Origin of the sequence: Pedobacter indicus (genome assembly GCF_003449035.1) — a bacterium.
GTDB lineage: Bacteria > Bacteroidota > Bacteroidia > Sphingobacteriales > Sphingobacteriaceae > Albibacterium > Albibacterium indicum.
Window position 1 is genome coordinate 3,352,953 of the sequence record NZ_QRGB01000001.1, and the last position, 19,178, is coordinate 3,372,130.

General features: G+C 41.5%; 18 protein-coding genes and 1 tRNA gene. 11 read left to right on the forward strand and 8 right to left on the reverse strand.

Annotation, left to right across the window (positions count from 1 at the left end; translation table 11 throughout):
- Window positions 1-2 precede the first annotated feature (2 nt).
- Window positions 3-497, reverse strand: a complete 495-nt coding sequence (locus D3P12_RS14735; RefSeq protein ID WP_157970367.1) for a TlpA family protein disulfide reductase — start codon at window positions 495-497, stop codon at window positions 3-5.
- A 120-nt stretch (window positions 498-617) separates the two neighbouring features.
- Between D3P12_RS14735 and purN the strand changes: the two genes are divergently transcribed.
- The 7 genes from purN (at window position 618) to rodA (ending at window position 8,457) form a co-directional block, all read left to right on the forward strand.
- Window positions 618-1,190: a phosphoribosylglycinamide formyltransferase gene (purN, locus tag D3P12_RS14740; protein WP_118197123.1), complete on the forward strand. Its 573-nt coding sequence runs from the start codon at window positions 618-620 to the stop codon at window positions 1,188-1,190.
- A 25-nt stretch (window positions 1,191-1,215) separates the two neighbouring features.
- Window positions 1,216-2,748 (forward strand): bifunctional phosphoribosylaminoimidazolecarboxamide formyltransferase/IMP cyclohydrolase, encoded by a 1,533-nt coding sequence (purH, locus tag D3P12_RS14745; protein WP_118196761.1) that lies wholly within the window; start codon window positions 1,216-1,218, stop codon window positions 2,746-2,748.
- A 143-nt stretch (window positions 2,749-2,891) separates the two neighbouring features.
- Window positions 2,892-3,914: a rod shape-determining protein gene (locus D3P12_RS14750; protein ID WP_118196763.1), complete on the forward strand. Its 1,023-nt coding sequence runs from the start codon at window positions 2,892-2,894 to the stop codon at window positions 3,912-3,914.
- Between the two features lie 80 nt (window positions 3,915-3,994).
- Window positions 3,995-4,831 (forward strand): rod shape-determining protein MreC, encoded by an 837-nt coding sequence (mreC, locus tag D3P12_RS14755; protein WP_118196764.1) that lies wholly within the window; start codon window positions 3,995-3,997, stop codon window positions 4,829-4,831.
- Window positions 4,824-5,339: a rod shape-determining protein MreD gene (locus tag D3P12_RS14760; RefSeq protein ID WP_118196766.1), complete on the forward strand. Its 516-nt coding sequence runs from the start codon at window positions 4,824-4,826 to the stop codon at window positions 5,337-5,339. Before mreC ends, D3P12_RS14760 begins: the two co-directional genes overlap by 8 nt.
- The gene (gene mrdA / locus D3P12_RS14765; RefSeq protein ID WP_118196768.1) at window positions 5,336-7,177 is read left to right on the forward strand and encodes a penicillin-binding protein 2; all 1,842 of its coding nucleotides are present in this window, start codon (window positions 5,336-5,338) and stop codon (window positions 7,175-7,177) included. Before D3P12_RS14760 ends, mrdA begins: the two co-directional genes overlap by 4 nt.
- Window positions 7,174-8,457 carry a rod shape-determining protein RodA gene (gene rodA, locus D3P12_RS14770; protein WP_118196770.1) on the forward strand — a complete coding sequence of 428 codons (1,284 nt, stop codon included), beginning with the start codon at window positions 7,174-7,176 and terminating at the stop codon, window positions 8,455-8,457. The genes mrdA and rodA overlap by 4 nt, the downstream gene beginning before the upstream one ends.
- Window positions 8,458-8,515: 58 nt before the next feature.
- On the opposite strand, the gene D3P12_RS15400 is transcribed toward rodA, so the two are convergent.
- The 4 genes from D3P12_RS15400 to D3P12_RS14795 form a co-directional block, all read right to left on the reverse strand.
- Window positions 8,516-9,832 (reverse strand): hypothetical protein, encoded by a 1,317-nt coding sequence (locus tag D3P12_RS15400; RefSeq protein WP_157970368.1) that lies wholly within the window; start codon window positions 9,830-9,832, stop codon window positions 8,516-8,518.
- An 88-nt stretch (window positions 9,833-9,920) separates the two neighbouring features.
- Window positions 9,921-11,480 carry an FMN-binding glutamate synthase family protein gene (locus D3P12_RS14785; RefSeq protein ID WP_118196776.1) on the reverse strand — a complete coding sequence of 520 codons (1,560 nt, stop codon included), beginning with the start codon at window positions 11,478-11,480 and terminating at the stop codon, window positions 9,921-9,923.
- Window positions 11,481-11,531: 51 nt separating this feature from the next.
- Entirely contained in the window at window positions 11,532-13,196 is a 1,665-nt protein-coding gene (pafA, locus tag D3P12_RS14790) for an alkaline phosphatase PafA (protein ID WP_118196777.1), read from the reverse strand.
- Between the two features lie 120 nt (window positions 13,197-13,316).
- On the reverse strand, window positions 13,317-14,129 hold the full coding sequence (locus D3P12_RS14795) for a carboxylesterase family protein (RefSeq protein WP_118196778.1): 813 nt from the start codon (window positions 14,127-14,129) through the stop codon (window positions 13,317-13,319).
- A gap of 115 nt (window positions 14,130-14,244) precedes the next feature.
- Here D3P12_RS14795 and D3P12_RS14800 point away from each other — a divergent pair, with 115 nt between their 5' ends.
- Both D3P12_RS14800 and D3P12_RS14805 read left to right on the forward strand, forming a co-directional pair.
- Window positions 14,245-14,490 (forward strand): hypothetical protein, encoded by a 246-nt coding sequence (locus tag D3P12_RS14800; RefSeq protein WP_118196779.1) that lies wholly within the window; start codon window positions 14,245-14,247, stop codon window positions 14,488-14,490.
- 121 nt (window positions 14,491-14,611) lie between these two features.
- Window positions 14,612-14,684, forward strand: a tRNA-Phe gene (locus tag D3P12_RS14805).
- A gap of 230 nt (window positions 14,685-14,914) precedes the next feature.
- Here the strand turns inward: D3P12_RS14805 and D3P12_RS14810 are convergent.
- Window positions 14,915-15,187, reverse strand: a complete 273-nt coding sequence (locus D3P12_RS14810) for a type II toxin-antitoxin system YafQ family toxin (RefSeq protein WP_118196780.1) — start codon at window positions 15,185-15,187, stop codon at window positions 14,915-14,917.
- A gap of 239 nt (window positions 15,188-15,426) precedes the next feature.
- Here D3P12_RS14810 and D3P12_RS15405 point away from each other — a divergent pair, with 239 nt between their 5' ends.
- The gene (locus D3P12_RS15405) at window positions 15,427-15,669 is read left to right on the forward strand and encodes a hypothetical protein (RefSeq protein ID WP_157970369.1); all 243 of its coding nucleotides are present in this window, start codon (window positions 15,427-15,429) and stop codon (window positions 15,667-15,669) included.
- A gap of 666 nt (window positions 15,670-16,335) precedes the next feature.
- On the opposite strand, the gene D3P12_RS14815 is transcribed toward D3P12_RS15405, so the two are convergent.
- Complete coding sequence (locus tag D3P12_RS14815; RefSeq protein WP_118196781.1) at window positions 16,336-16,890, reverse strand: GNAT family N-acetyltransferase; 555 nt, start codon at window positions 16,888-16,890, stop codon at window positions 16,336-16,338.
- Window positions 16,891-17,090: 200 nt separating this feature from the next.
- On the opposite strand from D3P12_RS14815, the gene D3P12_RS14820 reads away from it, so the two are divergent.
- Window positions 17,091-17,978, forward strand: a complete 888-nt coding sequence (locus tag D3P12_RS14820; RefSeq protein ID WP_118197124.1) for an aldo/keto reductase — start codon at window positions 17,091-17,093, stop codon at window positions 17,976-17,978.
- 2 nt (window positions 17,979-17,980) lie between these two features.
- On the opposite strand, the gene D3P12_RS14825 is transcribed toward D3P12_RS14820, so the two are convergent.
- Complete coding sequence (locus D3P12_RS14825; RefSeq protein ID WP_118196782.1) at window positions 17,981-19,045, reverse strand: trans-sulfuration enzyme family protein; 1,065 nt, start codon at window positions 19,043-19,045, stop codon at window positions 17,981-17,983.
- Window positions 19,046-19,178: the final 133 nt, after the last annotated feature.

Consider the following 19,178-nt stretch of genomic DNA (forward strand, 5'->3'; position numbering starts at 1 on the left):
TCCTATTGATTCACAGCAGCAAGGATCTTATCGAGTCCATTTTCACCGTCCAGATAACTTTTCAGTTTCCGGTCTGGCCCATACACATAGAGTGCTGGATACTGAACCGGTTGAAATTTAGCTAAAAACTCATAACGGTTATCTAGCAGAACATGCACATTTGGTTTACCTTGAAGTCCCTTTCCATAGGTATTCATAAAATCTGCTACAATAGCCTTGTCTTGCTGAGATACCATATAGAATGTTGCATTCTTGAATTGATCAAAATTTTCGCCCATCATCGCGATCTCATTTCTGCAATGAATACAGCCTGTATCGAAAAATAAGAACACAACATTACCTTCAATCGCCAAACTTGTTCTCGTGATCGGTTGATTATCAACTATGTTAAAGAAAGTAAACTCCGGAACCATTTCTGGCACGTTCGCTGGTTTTGAATTTGAACAGGCAGAACCTATTAAAATAATCAGTGAAAATATCAATAAAGTGCGTTTCATGTCTAGTGCTTTGAATTCAATCGCTAAATCGACCAAAATTATAAAAATAAATCAATTTACTGCTCCGTTACTTTTTCTTTGTCGCGTGATATTAATATCTTTGAAGAAAAATTTCATAGTTTGAAAAAGCGTATCGCAATATTTGCATCCGGATCAGGATCCAATACCCAAAAAATTCTGGAATACTTCAAAGACCATGAGTTGGCCGAGATATCGATCATTCTCAGTAACAATCCAGATGCATACGTTCTTCAGCGAGCTGATAACTTCGAGACACCATCACATGTTTTTGATCGCAATGAGTTTTATAAAACAGACTCGATCGTTCAATTATTAAAAAACTTAGAAATAGACCTGATTGTCCTTGCAGGATTTCTTTGGTTGGTACCTCAAAACCTATTAAATGCTTTCCCCGACCGGGTCATTAATATCCATCCTGCCCTCCTGCCTCATTATGGTGGTAAGGGAATGTATGGAGATCATGTTCATCGTGCTGTATTAGATGCAAAAGAGAGCGAATCGGGCATAACCATCCATTACGCTAACGACAAGTTTGATGAAGGTAAAATCATTTATCAAGCAAAATACAAGATCGACCCAGACGATACCATCGAATCAATTAAGTTCAAAGGACAACAGCTAGAACATCAGCATTTCCCTAGAATTATTGAGTCCATCGTCAAAGAACTCTAATCGTTTAACTTTTTGATTATATATAATGAGCCAACCTGTTAAAATTAAAAACGCACTGATATCTGTTTACTACAAAGACAACCTAGAGCCTATTGTTCAACAATTGGATAAATATGGTGTCAATATCTACTCAACCGGAGGAACTGAAAAATTCATCAAAGATCTTGGGATTAATGTAATACCTGTAGAGGATCTGACTGGCTATCCATCTATCTTAGGCGGGCGCGTCAAAACCCTTCACCCGTCTGTATTTGGAGGTATCTTGTCGCGGCGTGATCATGCAGGCGACAAAGAGCAGATTAATGAATATGAGATTCCGGAAATCGACCTGGTTATTGTCGACCTTTATCCCTTTGAAGAAACAGTTAAGTCTGGCGCAACCGAACAAGACATTATCGAAAAAATTGATATTGGTGGAATATCGTTAATTAGGGCGGCAGCAAAAAACTATCAAGACGTAACGATTTTATCTTCGAAGGATGATTATCGGGAGTTTGAGATGTTTTTTGTCGAAAACGAAGGATATACAACCTTGGAACAACGAAGATATTTTGCAAAGCGAGCCTTCCATATATCTTCACATTACGATACAGCTATCTTCAACTATTTTAACTCCACCACCGAAGAACCTCTAACCTTATTCAAACATAGCGAAAGCCAGTTCAAAGCACTGCGTTATGGTGAAAATCCTCATCAGAAAGCCGTTTTCTATGGAGATCTGGATGCCATGTTCGAAAAACTAAATGGCAAAGAACTCTCTTATAACAACCTGGTTGATGTTGATGCTGCGGTCGCGCTGATCGATGAATTCAGCACACCTACATTTGCGATTTTGAAACATACAAATGCGTGCGGTGTAGCTAGTAAAGACTCGATTTTCGACGCGTGGAAATCTGCGCTCGAATGTGATCCCGTTTCCGCTTTTGGAGGTGTACTGATCGCAAATGGAACGATCGACGAAGAGACAGCGCAAGACATTAACAAACTATTCTTTGAAGTCTTAATCGCGCCTGAATTTAGTGACGAGGCTTTGCGTGTTTTAACAAGTAAAAAGAACCGGATTATTTTGCAGCGCAAAGACGTTGAGCTTCCTAAAAATCAGTTCAAAACACTATTGAATGGTATTATTCAGCAAGACAAAGACCTAGCAATAGAAGGCGTTGAACAGATGGAGTCTGTTACCGAGAGGCAACCCGAAGCAAGAGAACTTGATGACCTCGCCTTTGCTAATAAAATTGTAAAGCACACCAAATCGAATACGATTGTTCTTGTTAAAGATCAGCAGCTTTTAGCAAGTGGAGTTGGTCAAACCTCCAGGGTAGATGCACTTAAACAAGCGATCGAGAAAGCAAAACATTTCAAGTTTCCGCTAGAGGGTTCTGTAATGGCCTCTGATGCCTTTTTCCCATTTCCAGACTGCGTTGAAATAGCTAGCAATGCGGGTATCAAAGCGATCTTACAACCGGGCGGTTCAATCAAAGACAAAGAATCGATCGAAATGGCCAACAACAGGAATGTTTCGATGGTTTTAACTGGTGTTCGTCATTTTAAACATTAATTTTCTATTTTAGGGCTTTCGTTGCAGAACAATGTTTTTTTGACACCACGTTTATTGAATCTTTTTTATAGATTTAGTAAGCTTCTTTTGTAAAAAGCGATTAACTTTGCAATCTATTTTATAAATTCTTAAAAGAAATCCGGATGGGATTATTTAACTGGTTTACTCAAGAAGTTGCCATTGATTTAGGTACTGCTAATACACTCATAATACATAACGACAAAGTTGTTGTTGACGAACCTTCCATCGTAGCATTCGATCGCACTACCAACAAGGTAATCGCCATCGGCCGTCAGGCTATGCAAATGGAAGGAAAAACCCACGCAAATATTCGAACTGTTCGCCCTTTAAAAGATGGTGTGATCGCTGATTTTAATGCAGCAGAACACATGATCAGGGGGATGATCAAAAAAATTAATAATGGAAAAGGCTGGTTTTTCCCATCGTTACGGATGGTAATATGTATCCCATCAGGGATTACGGAAGTTGAAAAACGTGCGGTGCGAGACTCTGCCGAAATTGCAGGCGCAAAAGAAGTATACCTTATCCACGAACCGATGGCTGCGGCTGTCGGAATTGGAATTGACGTAGATGAACCAATGGGGAACATGATCATCGACATCGGTGGGGGTACAACGGAAATTGCAGTTATTGCCCTTTCAGGTATTGTCTGCGACCAGTCTATACGTGTAGCAGGTGACAACTTCGATTCAGATATTATCAACTACATCCGCCGTCAACACAACATCATGATCGGCGAACGTACTGCAGAAAAAATTAAGATCGAAGTAGGCTCCGCCCTACCCGAACTTCAGGATCCACCAGAAGATTTCGCTGTTCAGGGACGAGACCTGATGACCGGTGTCCCTAAACAAATCACCGTCTCTTATACAGAAATTGCCCACTGTCTGGACAAATCTATTTCGAAAATAGAAGAAGGCATCCTGAAAGCGCTAGAGATCACACCTCCGGAACTTTCGGCCGATATCTATCAGACAGGGATCTATCTAACGGGCGGGGGCGCTTTGTTACGTGGACTCGATAAACGTGTGCATTCAAAAACCAAATTACCGGTTCATATTGCTGAAGACCCTTTACGTGCAGTTGTAAGAGGAACAGGGATCTCATTAAAAAATATCGGTAGTTTTAAATTTTTAATGCAATAGAAAGAATTGAGATATGAGCTCAAACCCTTAGAGGTCAACTAGCTGCCGGCTAACTCATATCTTCAGCTGAATGATAAGATATGCGAAACCTTTGGATATTCATTAACAGATACAGCACATTCTTCTTGTTTATCCTTTTTTTTGCGCTATCTTTTATCTTAACTATCAGAAACAATTCATTTCAGCGTGCAAGTGCGATAAACTCGTCTAACGAGGTGGTCGGACGAGCATACGAAAAGGTTGATTATTTTAAAGCTTACATCGATCTTAATGAAACAAATTTAACACTTGCTCATGAGAACGCTGCTTTGCGCGCACTATTAAAAAGTTCCAATTACGATAATGAGATGATATCTCGCACCATACGAGATACATTGCTCGAGCCACAATATAGCTATACAGAAGCGCGAGTGATAAACAACAGTATTAATCAAAAAAACAACTATCTAACCGTTAATCGCGGTTCTCGTCATGGAATCAAAAAAGGCATGGGAGTTATCTCATCAAATGGTGTCGTCGGGATTGTTCTAAATGTTTCGCCCAATTTTTCAACTGTTCAATCGCTTCTGCATTCTGACACCAGAGTCAGTGCCAGCTTATCAAAAAGCGAGGCTTTTGGTTCGCTCGTATGGGGACAAAATGCGGTTGATCCCCAATACGCCGTTTTAAGGGATATACCCAATCACGTAGAAGTTGAGAAGGGAGAGAGGGTAGTCACATCTGGTTATTCTCTTTTTCCACCCGGTATCATCATCGGACAAGTGGAAGAGACCGGCATTACAAGCGGAAGTAGCTTCCTGGATATCAAAATTAAACTGAACAATGACTTCAGTACGTTACGTTATGTATATATTGTAACGGACAAACTAGCAACGGAAAAGGAACAACTAGAGGAACAAAACACGGACAATGGCTAAGTTACTAATAGAGAATATCATACGATTTCTGGTGCTTATTCTTGCTCAGGTCTTTCTTTTCAAAAATATCGGTTATTACAACCTGGCATCTCCCTTTCCCTACATCATGGCGCTGATGTTACTGCCGGCACGAATACCCAAATTTTTTCTTTTCACGATCGCTTTCCTCACAGGAATCACAGTTGATGCATTTTACGACACCTTAGGGGTTCATGCTGCTGCCTGCGTTACTCTCGCTTGGGCTCGCATTGTTTTCATTAATCTCACCCTTCAAGATGATGATTATGAAACCTCGTCCACACCCGGTATCAGTCAAATATCGTTCCGATGGTTTTTTATCTATGCATTCGTTCTCAGCTTTTTCCATCATTTCACACTCTATTTATTAGAAGTGTTTTCTTTAAATAACTTCCTCTATACATTAACTAGCATTCTTTTTAGTTGTATCTTTACCACCGTTCTGATTGTTTTATTTGAGTTGATCTTATATAGAAGGAAAAAGCGGTGAACAGTTATTTTGCACGAAAATACATTATCCAAGGTATCATCATTGCAGCTGCCGCAGTCATTCTTTTGCGACTTTTTTACATCCAGGTTATTGATGACTCCTACTACCTATCCGCGGAAAACAACGTTTTAAGAAAGATAGTTATCTATCCCGCACGCGGGGTTATCCTTGACAGGAACTCCGAAGTCCTCGTTCAGAATGAACCGGTTTACGATCTGATGGTAACGCCTCGCGAGGTTAAAGAAATGGATACAACACTTTTTTGTGAACTGGTGGGTATTGACAAAGAAGGGTTTGATAAGCGTTTTCTTAAAGCAAAAAATTATTCACCGTACAAGGCGTCCATTTTCGAAAAACAATTATCCGCCGAAACCTATGCCCGACTGCAAGAACACCTTTATGAGTTTCGGGGCTTCTATGTTCAAAACAGAACCGTACGAAATTATCCAGATAGCATTGCTGCCCAATTTCTTGGGTATATCAATGAAGTCACCGAAAAGGATATTGAACGAAGCAATGGCTTTTATAGACCGGGCGACTATATCGGCGTAAGCGGTGTCGAACGAGCGTATGAAGAGTTGCTCCGCGGTCAGCGTGGTGTCCAAAACGTTATGGTGGATGCCTTCAACCGTCCGAAAGGGCATTTTGCAGACGGCAAGTACGATACCCTGGCAGTTGCCGGAGAAGAATTAATGTCTTCGCTCGATAAAGAGTTACAACAACTCGGCGAAACGCTTATGAAAAATAAGCTGGGTAGTATCGTTGCTATTGAACCTGCCACTGGTGAAGTTTTAAGCTTTGTAAGCAGTCCGTCTTACAACCCCAATATGATGGTGGGTCGGGAACGTGGAAACAACTATATGAAGTTGCTTTACGACCCGTTAAAGCCTATGTTCATACGCCCTATGCAAGCGCAGTACCCCCCGGGATCGGTTTTTAAAGTAATATCCGCCCTTGTAGCCCAACAAGCGCAGGTAATCGATAAAGATATGAGGTACCATTGTGTAGGTGGCTATCGGTACGGACGGAGCGGCTATATGCGTTGTACTCACGTCCATGGCTCCATCAATCTGGCAACCTCTATCCAGGCTTCGTGTAACCCATACTATGCTTTTGCATTTGCACGGATGATTGATGGCCGCGGCAAGAAGCCGTCAGAGTCCTACAAAGATTGGCATGAAGCGATCCAGCGTTTCGGAATCGGTAAAGAGCTCGGTATCGATCTCCCAGGTGAAAACGCTGGAAACTTACCCACATCAGAATACTACACCAAACACTTCGGCAGCGACAAGTGGACCTCCGCTTATAATATCTCTTTATCCATCGGACAGGGAGAGATGGGGATCACCCCTCTTCAAATGGCAAACGTCATGGCGATCGTAGCCAATCGTGGCTTTTACTATCGTCCACACTTGATTAAATCCATCGGCGAAAAGAAAATCGTCAAACCTGAGTTTTCCGAAAAAATACCCGTTGGCGTAGACGCACAGTATTTTGAACCCGTAATCGAAGGAATGAGCCGTGCGGTCAATCAACCTGGCGGAACAGCTTATTCCGTTAAAATCAAAGATATTGAAATGGCCGGAAAAACCGGGACCGTACAGAACCCTCACGGTACAAATCACGCAGTTTTCTTTGCATTTGCACCAAGGGAAAACCCTAAGATAGCAATTGCCGTTTTCGTTGAAAACGCAGGCTACGGAGGGGTTTGGGCAGCACCAATAGCAAGCATGATGGTTGAAAAATATCTGAAAGATACAATTACACTACCAAAACACATCCAAGATCGTATCTACAAAGGGAGCATTTTACCAGATATAAAAAAAGCAGCAGAATGACAAATTTAAACAGGAAGTTCTTCGGCTCAGGGATCGATTGGTTAACCATATTGCTATGGTTAGCACTTTGCATTATTGGCTGGTTTAATATTCATGCTGCCGTTTACGACCCTGAACATCCAAGTCTGCTTAGTATTGATACTAATTATGGAAAGCAGTTCATTTTTATTGTATCGGCAGTTATCCTGGCTGCCGTCATTCTGATTATCGATAGCCGGTTCTATAGTTCGGTCGCCCCTATTTTCTACGGAATCACCATTATATTATTGATTGTGGTATTAATTGTAGGCCGAAATGTCGGTGGTAACCAAGCTTGGATCCCGCTCGGGTCATTCCGTTTACAACCATCCGAGTTTGCCAAGTTAGCATCCTGCCTGATACTCGCTAAATACCTCAACGCCCACAGTAATAAAAACCCTAACCTCCAAACCCTTCTTGTAGGGTCTTTACTACTCCTTCTGCCTGTTGGATTAATCATGTTACAACCCGATACAGGATCAGCCCTAGCTTTCTTTGCTTTAATTTTCGTATTCTATCGTGAGGGTTATGTGTCCGGTATCTTTTTACTTATTGGCGCTTCGGCAATTGCCCTCTTTATCTTATCCTTGCTGTTCCCTCAATGGACCGTTATTCTGGGCGTAGCCGTTGTTTGTGCTATCCTTGTTTACTTTACCAAAAGATCTCGCAAAGCGATCATTACCGGAGTGACACTGTTCGGAGCAGCGACGATCTTTATTCTAGGGGTCGATTTTGCCTATAATGAGATCTTACAGAGCCATCAACGTAACCGAATCGAAGTAATGCTCGGAAAGATCGATGACCCACGTGGCGAAGGCTATAATGTCAACCAGTCATTGATCGCTATCGGCTCCGGCCAGCTTTTAGGCAAAGGCTATTTGCAGGGTACACAGACAAAATACAACTTTGTACCTGAACAGAGTACCGACTTTATTTTTTGTACGATCGGCGAAGAATGGGGCTTCTTAGGATCATCGATTATGGTTCTGACATACCTGGGGCTTCTTTTGCGGCTGATCCATATCGCAGAGCGACAACGATCACATTTCGCCCGAATCTATGGTTATGGGGTCGTCTCTATCCTCTTCTTCCATTTTTTCATCAATATCGGGATGACCCTGGGGGTTGTTCCTGTGATCGGGATACCATTGCCATTTATTAGCTACGGAGGGTCATCTTTGTGGAGTTTCACAATCTTGCTTTTTATCCTGCTGAAGCTAGATGCAAATAGAAAAGGACTGTTCAATATACAGTCCTTCTAAATCCGATCATCTTAAAAAACACTTCATTTTTTGGATGAAAAGAAAAGTTAATCCGTAACTAACCGTATCTTTTTCGCAAAATCGCGTACAGTTTTTCAACTGTTGCCTGCTTTGTTCCCCAATTGTTTTTCGCAGCATAGTTGGTCTGCAGAAAACGATCAGCATCCTCCATTGTTTCAAAACGATTTAAGAGCTCAATTGCTTCGCTGTATGCCAAACTATAACCATTAAATAAATCTTTAATAAAAAGCAGCTTGTCGTTTAAATTGATCCCCGATTTGATATCGCGAATACGCTGCTGTTTGGGCAGAGTAGGTTTTGCAATACTTGCAGACTGATTAAGTGAAACAGGCTTCTCTTCAGGCGTTGCGCTTTTTCTCTGTGCAAAAAGGCGCTCATTCAAACTCATCGGGCGCTCCGGCTCTACGCTGACAGTCTTCTCTTCAATCACTACTTCTGAAGTAACTTTCTTTTCCTCTTCTTTATCTGTTTTACTATCTGCTTTTTCGGCTGCTACCTCTTTTGCTTCAGGTTCTACTTCCGTTTTGTCTTCTGGTTGGCTTTTGTTCGAATCCTCTCCAGCCGAAGTTGATTCTTCTGAATCTGTATTACCCGTCACTTGGTTAGCTAATTCAGCCGGAACATCAAAAGGCTCAAAAAATGATTTCAACTTCGAATGATCTTCTTCCTCATCCGTTTGATCTTCTACCGCCGGTGAAGAAGCTGTTTGATCTGCGGCGTCCTGCTTATCCTGTTGTTCCTCTTCCTGTTGTTTCTCTTCTTGCTTTTGATTCTCTTCTTCGCTAGTATCTTCTACCTCAGAGTCCCGAGTATCTTTCTCTTCTGGACTATCCTTCTCCTCCTCCTTCGCTTCCTCTGTCTCTGCCTCTTCAACCTCGGCGGACACATCCTCGCTAGCCCGCTCATCACTTAAGTTCTCATCATTACTAGCATCCTCTTTGTCTGAATCCTCTTTTTCTTCCGGAATCTCATCTACCGTTTGCTGCTCATCTGCCTTTTCGTTTGAATCACGATTTTCAATCGGTGGTGTGAAAAAGATAGCTTCCCGTTGCTCTACCGCACCCTCGCTTTCCTCCTCTTTCGAGTCGCTAATCTCGTTTACTTCCTCGCTGCTTTCCGCAAGCTGCCCAACCGTCTCCAAGTTTTCCTTATCGCTGCTCTTATTCAGATAACTTTCCTCCTCGAGCTTGCGCAGGATGGTCGTATGTTCTGTAAAGTAAGTTGCATTCGCTTCAAACAGTTGAAACTCCAGCGGATGGACATCTTTTTCTGAATCTGATATATGATCAAATGATTCAGAAAGCTCCTTCATTAATACACGTATTTTATCGATAATCTCTTCTTTCGATATCATAATAGCTACTCTTTTCTTTCGTGAAATTTAGTTTATCAAATTTAATTAAATTAATAGAATTTATTCCTACCAATACTATTGTTTAACATCACTTAACATTTGGCCGGTCGCCTACTTTCGTAAAAGTAGATTCATCCGTTCTCACCTTCGTAAAATCATCCAGATAGTTCGGGAAATAGATATCTGACAAATGCATAAATTCATCTCCCCTCATAAACATATCCATACTGATATCACCAAAACTTTTCTTCCCACACGCCGCCAATAATTCCATTGCTGCGTGTAAGGTATTATGGTGAAAATGATATACACGATCTTTCTTTTCCCTAACAACAAGCCCTTTTGCAAGCACCTTATCTTGCGTCGCCACTCCCGTCGGACAATCATTTGTATTACACCTCAAAGCCTGAATACACCCTAACGAAAGCATAAACCCACGAGCACTGTTTACAACATCCGCACCCAAAGACAACGCTTTCAAGAACGATGCGGCTGAAATAATCTTACCACTACATATTAAACGAAGTCTTTTACGTATTCCGTATTTCTCCAACGATTGATGTACGAAAATAAGTGCCGGCTCCAACGGTATACCTACAGCGTCCGAAAACTCCAGTGGAGCCGCCCCAGTTCCACCCTCTGCGCCATCAACGGTAATAAAATCAGGATATATCTCCAATTCATTCATGACCTCACAAAGCTCAATAAATTCATCAGTACGACCAATACAGAGCTTAAAACCAACAGGTTTACCACCCGAAAGATCTCTTAATGTACCGATAAACTGTATCAACTCCCTCGCATTTGAAAACGCCCGGTGATGTTGAGGTGACAGCACCGTCGTATACGGTATAAGCCCCCGAATCTTGGCGATCTCTTCCGTATTCTTCACTGCTGGCAACACGCCACCATGCCCCGGCTTTGCACCCTGAGACAGTTTCAGCTCAATCATTTTCACTTCTTTCAACGCGGCTCTCTCCTTAAACATCTCAGGATTAAAGTTACCATCTGCGTCACGGCAGCCAAAATACCCAGTTCCAATCTGCCAAACTAAGTCACCGCCCTGCAGATGATACTCTGAGATCCCGCCTTCTCCGGTATTATGATAAAACTCACCTCGTAAGGCCCCCAAGTTCAATGCTCTTATCGCATTCGAGCTTAAACTCCCATAACTCATAGCCGATATATTCAAGCGCGACGCACTATAAGGTTGTTTGCATTGCTCCCCACCAATTGTAATCCGGGGCAGCTCCTCTGTAATCGGAGCAGGATATATCGAGTGACGAAGCCCTTCATAGTTACGATGATTAATTTCCAGTTGCGTGCCAAAAGCCACGGTCGACTCAATATTCTTTGCCCGCTGGTAAGCTATAGACCGGATCGTTCTCGGAATGGGTTTCCCGTCGGTATTTCGCTCAATAAAGTACTGTTGTAGTTCAGGTGAAATAAACTCAAAGAAATAACGAAAATAACCTAACACTGGGAAGTTTCTCAGAATCGTATGCCTTTCTTGAGAGATGTTATAAATCCCGACAAGAAAAAGCAGCAATACAACGACAGTTAACCATATCAACCCTGGGTAAAACCATGTAAAGATTAATAACAATGCTACTAATGAACCTCCAATATAAAGAAATAGATTTCTCATAGAATTTGATTTTATTAATAAAACATGGTCACTCTGTCAGCTCCAAGCACTTTATTTTTTCAACGCCTCAATAATAGGCTTGCCAATAGTGCCATTCGGTGTCTGAATATTTAAAAGAGCCGCAACAGTTGGTGCAACATCGGTCATGTGCGTCGGACGACTGGTTTTACCCTGTTCAATTCCCCAGCCCATAAATACTAATGGAATGTGGGAGTCATAGGGGTTCCAAGCTGAGTGCGAGGTACCAGTCGGTCTTTCCGACCCACTACCGTACCAAGCCGGGTCCAAAATAACCTGAATACTTCCACTACGCTTATGGTTATAACCGTTTACAATTCGCTCTCTTATCAGTGTCGGAATCGCGGCAGAAGCTGCCTTCTCCATATCTACAACATAACTAACCCCTTCTTGTTTTTTCAGAAAACCAATAGCCTCTTCTTTAATTGCCTCCACATCCATTTGTTGTTCATTAATAAGCGGATTATTCAAATGAACCTGATAGTTGGATAAACTTATAACCAATTTTTCTGCAGAAAATTTTTCCTGTAATGCAGCATTTAAGTCTTTAAGTATCTTCCCCGACTGCCATGCTCCGGCCGGCAAACGATTGTCTTGCATAAACGATACATTATGCGCCCCACCGTGGTCTGCTGTCAAAAACACCGTATACTCACCGGCTCCAACCTTTTTATCCAAGTAGTTAAAGAATTCTTCCAAACTCTTGTCCAATCTTAAATAAGTATCCTCTACTTCAATCGCGTTTGGCCCAAACCGGTGCCCGACATAGTCAGTAGAAGAAAGACTCAGCGCCAAGAAATCAGTTACATCATGATCCCCCAGGCGTTCGTTTTCAATTGCAGCTTTCGCCATTTCGATACTCAAGGTATTACCATGAGGTGTCGAGCTGATCATCCCCGGCCCTTGTTCCTGAAAGAGTTTAGCGGTATTAATTGGAAATGTAGGCGCTTCTGTCCCACTGAATTTACCTTCATAAGCATTGTCATCATCCGAACTTTGCACGTAGGTATCAATCGGGTAGAGCGTCTCCCACCCTTCTTTCATTAATTTCTCAACCCATTTGTGTTTATTAAAATTACTCACCCAAGCCGGCAATTCATTCATATAATAAGTAGATGTAATAAAATCGCCGGTTTTACCATCAAACCAATAAGCCGCATCGGCCGCATGCCCTGCCGGCAAGATACTACCCCGATCTTTGATTGCAACGCCAATAACCTTCGACCGGAAGTTCGTCGCCAGCTTTAACTCGTCCGTAATCGTACTTGTCAATAAATTACGTGGTGACATTTTACCAGCATCCGTATTACTCCCCACGGTTTCTACAGATGAGTCTTCCGCACAGTACATCCGCTGCCCCGTAGCCTGGATTATAAAGTCATTACCCGCAATCCCATGGATCGAAGGAACAGATCCGGTATATACTGTACTATGTCCAATCGCGGTAACCGTTGGCACATAATCAATATTCGTATTATTTGCACTAAAACCTTCATTTAACATTCGTTTAAATCCACCCTCTCCGTACCTATCATAATAACGGTAGAGATAATCCCAGCGCATCTGATCGACTACAATGCCCACCACGAGCTTCGGTCGCTCCAAGTGATGACCTGAACGATTCCGTTGCGCATATGATGTAAAAGAAATTAATAAGAAAGTGATTAGTGCTGAGCACCAGATAAGTTGTTTTTTCATTTTTTTATGTAGGATGAATTGTTTTGTAAGTCTAAGCTACAAAATTTGAAATAAAATACCCGTTCGAATCGGATTAATCTTGATTTTCATGTACATGGAATAGACATCGTGTAGTCCCTTTTATGCCCCTTTATTCCTAAAAAGCCATCGCAAAAGTTTAGGTTCTGCAAAGGCATTGTCCCAACTGTTATGGTCGACGCCCGGATACAAGTTAAAACGGGGTTTTGAGCCCAACTCCTTCAGTTTCTCCACGATGGTGATCGAGTGACTTGCGGGAACAATGGAATCATCCTCGCCATGGAAAATCCAGAGAGGCACATCTTTATAATGCTTTACATTTTCTACATTATCTCCGCCACAAATGGCAAAAGCTGCAGCAAACACATTTGGCCGGCGACGTAATAATTCAAACGTACCCATACCGCCCATGGACAAGCCTCCCAGATAAATCTGATCTTGATTTACATAAGTCTTTTTCTGAAGGTCATCAACCAAAGCCAATACCCCTTCCATCGCTTTTGTCGGCTCCCCATCCGTACCAAAATGAAAGCTACGTTTCCCGTTCTGATCCGCTTCGATATCAACGTTCGACCAATAGCTATCGGTCGGGCATTGTGGGAAGATCACAATAGCGGGATATTTCTTTCGGTTAGTCTTTTCTAAAAAAAGACCAGCGCCGTGTGTAAGCTGCTTCTGATTGTCATTCCCACGTTCACCAGCACCGTGCAAAAACAAGATAACCGGATATTCCTTATTCTTATCAAAATTTTCAGGATACAAAATACGGTATGATAATTTCCCTCCATTGTACTCAAGTTGCTCACGCTGATAAAGACTGGTATCGGGTATGGCGTCTTGTGCTTTTAAAAGATTAGGACCTGCAAACACAGGCAGAATATAAAAGAGTAAGGCAAGATTCAGTAAGACTTTCATAACTTATAATTTTAAGTGGAACCAATATCGACAAAATAAACAAAAAACAAATCATTCGGAATATTCTTACTATCTTAGTCTATAGTCAATTAGCATCAACCAAATACCAAAAATTATGGCAAAACAAAAGACTGGTGGCTCTCAACACGTCCTGCATTATCGGAAGAAGAGTATTGAAAAACAGTTAGAAAATCACATCAAGGAGATTGAAAAAGAAATTCTAGTTCTCCAAGAAAAACTGGATGTAGCGAAGCAGCATCACAAAAACTACCTTGAGCACAAAGATACGATTGAAACGATCTTAACTTTACTGGAAGAATCAAAGCCTACGAGAAGGTCTTATAAAAACAAAACTGATTAAGCTCATTTTCAATTATAAAAGAAAAATATTGGATTATTTTGCACAAAAATTTTCCATATATCAAAAAAGAAGCTACATTTGCAATCCCAAAACAAAGGAAACGAAAGTTTTAAATGTTTGAGGTACCATAGCTCAGTTGGTAGAGCAAAGGACTGAAAATCCTTGTGTCGCTGGTTCGATTCCAGCTGGTACCACCTCAAAGCCCCTTACAACAACGTAAAGGGCTTTTTTCGTTTAATAGGTGAACACTTAAAGAGGATCAGTGCAAAAAGTTGGGATCAATGCAAAAAGTTGTGGACTAGGTTGCAATTTAAGCATAGATATTCGTTAGTCTGGATTAGTCTGGATCAAGCAAAAAAATTTGGGGGGATAGTACCGGAAGAGTATTTCTGCGCGCTGCCACTGACCTAGCGTCCAGATTTCTTTAAAATAAGTCAGCGTGGGTACCTGTACGCACGAGTTCAATCAGCATCAATTCCTCGTTTTCGTCCCAAATTAATAATAGGTCGGGCTTTACATGGCATTCCCAATAGGCTTTGTAATTTCCGGAAAGCCGGTGCGCCCTGTGTTTTTTGTCCAGTCCTTTGTGTCCGTTTTCAGCCAGCACTTCTACCACTCCCTCCAAACGCAGAAAGTCTTGAGGCGAACGCTTTTTGAGCCGTCTTAAGTCCTTTAAGAACTTATTTGAAGTCCTGATTTATACACGGCTATTTAATACTTGCAAACAATTCTTTCGCACTATTAAATATGTTTCCTTTGCCCGCTTTGAGCTCTTCCATTGCCTGGATGGTCTCTGCATTGGGGATATGTATGGTCAACTTTGTCATTGTATCTTTTATTTGTTACATCTTTACGAAGATACAGATTAGATTTTAGATACTGAACCCTGACAGGGCAAATGAACCAACTTCTCCCTTATAAAACGTGTAAACCAAGATGTCAAAGAACGGTGTGGCAACGCTCGCCGTTGCCGGTCAGGATATTTTCCTTGGCCAGCTGTACCGTCTCGGCGTTGGTTATAGCTCTTACCGTGATGACATCATAATCGGCAGATCCGGATGGCCTTGTCAGCATCAACGTCATGGGGCTGCCATTCAGCATGGTCTGGGTGCCCGATGTCGGCTGCCAGCGCATGTGAGCCCCTGTCGTGCGTCAGCGGGGTCAGCTACTGGTCTATGACCTGCAAGTACCCGTTGGATGCTTGAGTATTTTCAGACAGCACCCGGACACTAACCGAAAATACCCCCCTACAACTTTTTGCACTGATCCGATAGTTTCGGATATCAAACAGTTACGCTATCCAAGGTATTCGTTCAGAGACCCTTGTATGCCCCCGGTATGGACATACTGGAATAGCCCTACGAGTATGTCCATACCGGGGGCACCGACCGGCCACCATGGAGGCATGTATAAGCAGTCGTTGAGAAATTAACGATTTGAAGTCATTTGATCCTTGCATGATGTTATCAATATAATTGATAGGTGTATTTTTGAAATGTCAGACAGAAACGTCCTGACCGGTACTAAAACATTGTCAATATATTGGTCAGTATATCAACGGTTTGCCGTGATCGCATTTTGAGAATAAGGTTTTGATTTGCCCCAATGTCAATCGGCTTGTCCAAGCTCACGAATAAACTATAATTTCCAGCTGAGTTGGGAGAATTAGCTAAATAATGTGTCCTGCTTTCAACTCCATATTCATATTTATAAATATGGGCGCTTTGTCTTTGTTGTTGTAACTAAAATTGAGGTTTCTAATGTTATCATATTACAGAAAATTTAACTGTCAAAATTTTTCTGCAATTTTATTTTTCAATTTTGCCTTGAAGAGGTTTTGTATTTTTAATATTCACTGCTCAGAAGCCCGTATATCACTGTATCACGAAATTCTCCTTTATAAAAGATATTTTCTCGGAGGTGTGCTTCCTTTTTAAAAGCATGACGCTCCAAAAGTTTCTTTGAACCTTCATTATCCGGGTCTATTACTGCTATAATTGAATTAAAGTTCAGATTCAGAAAAGCGTAGTCCAGAATTTTTCTCAACGCTTCTGACATAATTCCCTGCCCTCTATGATGCTCGTGGAGAATGTAACCAACTTCTGCGCGGCGATTACTTGCTTTTATTCGTACCAGACCAATTAAGCCAATCAGCTTATCAGTTCCTTTTAGTGTTATTCCCCAATTAATAGATCTATTTGCCTGAATTTCATCATTGACCATGTGTATGTGATCCAGAGCATGCTCTCGGGTCTGTGCAAGTGGCCGTGGTATGTATCGCATGGTTTCTCTATCGGATCGGAGTTCATAAACCTCATCGACGTCAGTATCATGCAATTGTCGCAAGATTAGTCGTTCGGTCTGAAATTCTGGAAATGGCGTAAATTGAAGATCTATCATAACTCATAATCGGTTGACCGCGATACTTCTCCTACAAGTATTGATTGTTAATATTCAAAACTTGTCTTAATATAGTAAAAATGAACATTTATTCATCATACTACTTACATTTTTTTAAATTCGCTGAAAGAAATCATATTTTGTTTGATGTTTCCAAACCGGATTTAGATTTCATCGTTAATAATTTAAAAAATCTCAGAATGAAAAGTATATACCTAAGTGACGCCGGGCCGAAAGTTTCCCCGGCGATATATGGATTCTATCGATGGAATGACATTACGAATATTTCCCAGACGATGGAGCGCATCGTCCGCCTTTGTCTTGAACTCGGAATTAACACTTTTGATCATGGTGATAACTACGGCTCCTATCATTGCGAGGAGGTTTTCGGTGATCTTATCGGCAAGAATGTCATCAACCGAGAAGAAGTTGTTTTATTTACAAAATGCGGTTTAAACTTACCAAACAAGGACAATCCAGAAATACGTGTTCCGCATTATAATACTTCTGCTGAGCATATTATTAAAAGTGTAGAAAGCTCGCTTAAAAAGCTAAAGACCGACTATATCGATATTTTTCTTCTTGATCATTTAGACCCAATTTCAGATTTGGAAAAAACAGCCCAAGCGCTGGAGAACCTAAAGAGATCTGGGAAGATCAAAAATATCGGTGTCGCTAATTTTTCTGTCTTCGAACACCAACTGCTCGCCACGTATCTTAGTACTCCTATCGTCACAAATCATGTCGAGTTAAACCTCTTAAATGTTGAAGCTTTAGATAACGGACAGGTCGACTATATTAAACAGCGGTATATGCGACCACTTGCTTCTACGCCGTTAGCAGGTGGAAGGATTGCTACGGGCAACGACCCTCAGGCACAACGCGTACGTGAGAAACTTGAGGAAATCAGCCCGAAATACAATGCGGACATTGAATCTGTTGCAGCTGCGTGGTTAATTAAACTGGGTGCGCTACCCTTAATCGGGACAACGGAAGAAAAACGTATTAGAAACATAGCCAAGGCCTTTGATATCGACTTAGATCATCAAGACTGGTATGATCTATACAATACAACCCGTGGCAAATAAAACTAAATCAACGCTTTTTCCAAATCATCAATCAAGTCATTAATATTTTCTAAGCCGACTGAAACCCTGAGTAAATTTCTTGGGGTTTTAGTATCGGGTCCTTCAATTGAAGCACGGTGTTCAATCAAACTTTCTACGCCGCCTAAACTGGTTGCCTGAATAAAGATTTTTGTCGAGTTAACGAGTTGTTTTGCTGCTGTCTCTCCTCCTTTTACAGTAAAAGAAAGCATTCCACCGAAGCCTGGATAAAAAACATCTTCAACTCCAGCATGTGATCTGAGAAATGCAACAAGCTGTTTAGCGTTTGCATCATGCCCTTTCATGCGATAAGGCAAGGTTTTTATCCCCCTCACGGTTAGATAACAATCAAATGGAGAAATCACCGCTCCGGAATGCTCTTGAATGGCTCTTACTTTATCCCAGAAGGCATCCTTTTCCTTCGTAATTAAACCACCACCCAAAGCATCACTATGGCCACCCAGGTATTTAGTTGTAGAATGCATCACCAAATCAGCACCTAGCTCCAGAGGGTTCTGAAAAACAGGAGTAGCGAAAGTATTATCACAACAGACTTTAACGTCTTTATCTTTAACTAGCTTGCATATCGCTTCAATATCACTTATTAACAATAAAGGGTTCGACGGAGTTTCTATCCAGATTAACTTGGTGTTCGGCTTAAGTGAACCTTGGATAGCTTTCAAATCTGACATATCGACGAACTCGACATCCAAAACTCCCTTGTAAACTACCTTTAATTGGTTTCTTAACCCGTGATACATATCGGCAGGGGCGATCACATGACTGCCTGGTTCTAAGGCTTGAAAAACTGCGCTTCCCGCTGCGTTTCCAGAAGAAAACGCACAGGCGTCTTCTCCTTTTTCCAACATTGTCAATACCTTTTCTAATGCAACCCGGTTCGGATTGGAAATCCGGGTATACATATAGCCGCTTGGGTAAGCCCCCTCGGCATCTCGTTGAAAAGTTGTAGATAAGGTTATTGGCTGGATTGCTGCACCTCCAGGCGTGATTAAATTTCCCGCGTGTATTGCGATAGTTTCAAGCTCCATTTATTTCTCGCGATATATTTCAATGCGACACTGCATTTATTTATAAAATTAGCAATTTAAATACCAACGAAACAAATTAAAAGAAAGGAAAAAAAAGGCAGCCAAAATATAGCTGCCCTTCAACTCAATTATT

Bases quoted from the DNA above. Each gene is read 5' to 3' on its own strand.
- pafA (WP_118196777.1), bottom strand. From the start codon at position 13,196: ATGAAAAAACAACTTATCTGGTGCTCAGCACTAATCACTTTCTTATTA.
- D3P12_RS14825 (WP_118196782.1), bottom strand. From the start codon at position 19,045: ATGGAGCTTGAAACTATCGCAATACACGCGGGAAATTTAATCACGCCT.
- D3P12_RS14795 (WP_118196778.1), bottom strand. From the start codon at position 14,129: ATGAAAGTCTTACTGAATCTTGCCTTACTCTTTTATATTCTGCCTGTG.
- mreC (WP_118196764.1), top strand. From the start codon at position 3,995: ATGCGAAACCTTTGGATATTCATTAACAGATACAGCACATTCTTCTTG.
- D3P12_RS14760 (WP_118196766.1), top strand. From the start codon at position 4,824: ATGGCTAAGTTACTAATAGAGAATATCATACGATTTCTGGTGCTTATT.
- D3P12_RS14735 (WP_157970367.1), bottom strand. From the start codon at position 497: ATGAAACGCACTTTATTGATATTTTCACTGATTATTTTAATAGGTTCT.
- D3P12_RS14820 (WP_118197124.1), top strand. From the start codon at position 17,091: ATGAAAAGTATATACCTAAGTGACGCCGGGCCGAAAGTTTCCCCGGCG.
- D3P12_RS14750 (WP_118196763.1), top strand. From the start codon at position 2,892: ATGGGATTATTTAACTGGTTTACTCAAGAAGTTGCCATTGATTTAGGT.
- D3P12_RS15405 (WP_157970369.1), top strand. From the start codon at position 15,427: ATGTCAAAGAACGGTGTGGCAACGCTCGCCGTTGCCGGTCAGGATATT.
- rodA (WP_118196770.1), top strand. From the start codon at position 7,174: ATGACAAATTTAAACAGGAAGTTCTTCGGCTCAGGGATCGATTGGTTA.
- purH (WP_118196761.1), top strand. From the start codon at position 1,216: ATGAGCCAACCTGTTAAAATTAAAAACGCACTGATATCTGTTTACTAC.
- D3P12_RS15400 (WP_157970368.1), bottom strand. From the start codon at position 9,832: ATGATATCGAAAGAAGAGATTATCGATAAAATACGTGTATTAATGAAG.
- D3P12_RS14815 (WP_118196781.1), bottom strand. From the start codon at position 16,890: ATGATAGATCTTCAATTTACGCCATTTCCAGAATTTCAGACCGAACGA.
- D3P12_RS14800 (WP_118196779.1), top strand. From the start codon at position 14,245: ATGGCAAAACAAAAGACTGGTGGCTCTCAACACGTCCTGCATTATCGG.
- D3P12_RS14785 (WP_118196776.1), bottom strand. From the start codon at position 11,480: ATGAGAAATCTATTTCTTTATATTGGAGGTTCATTAGTAGCATTGTTA.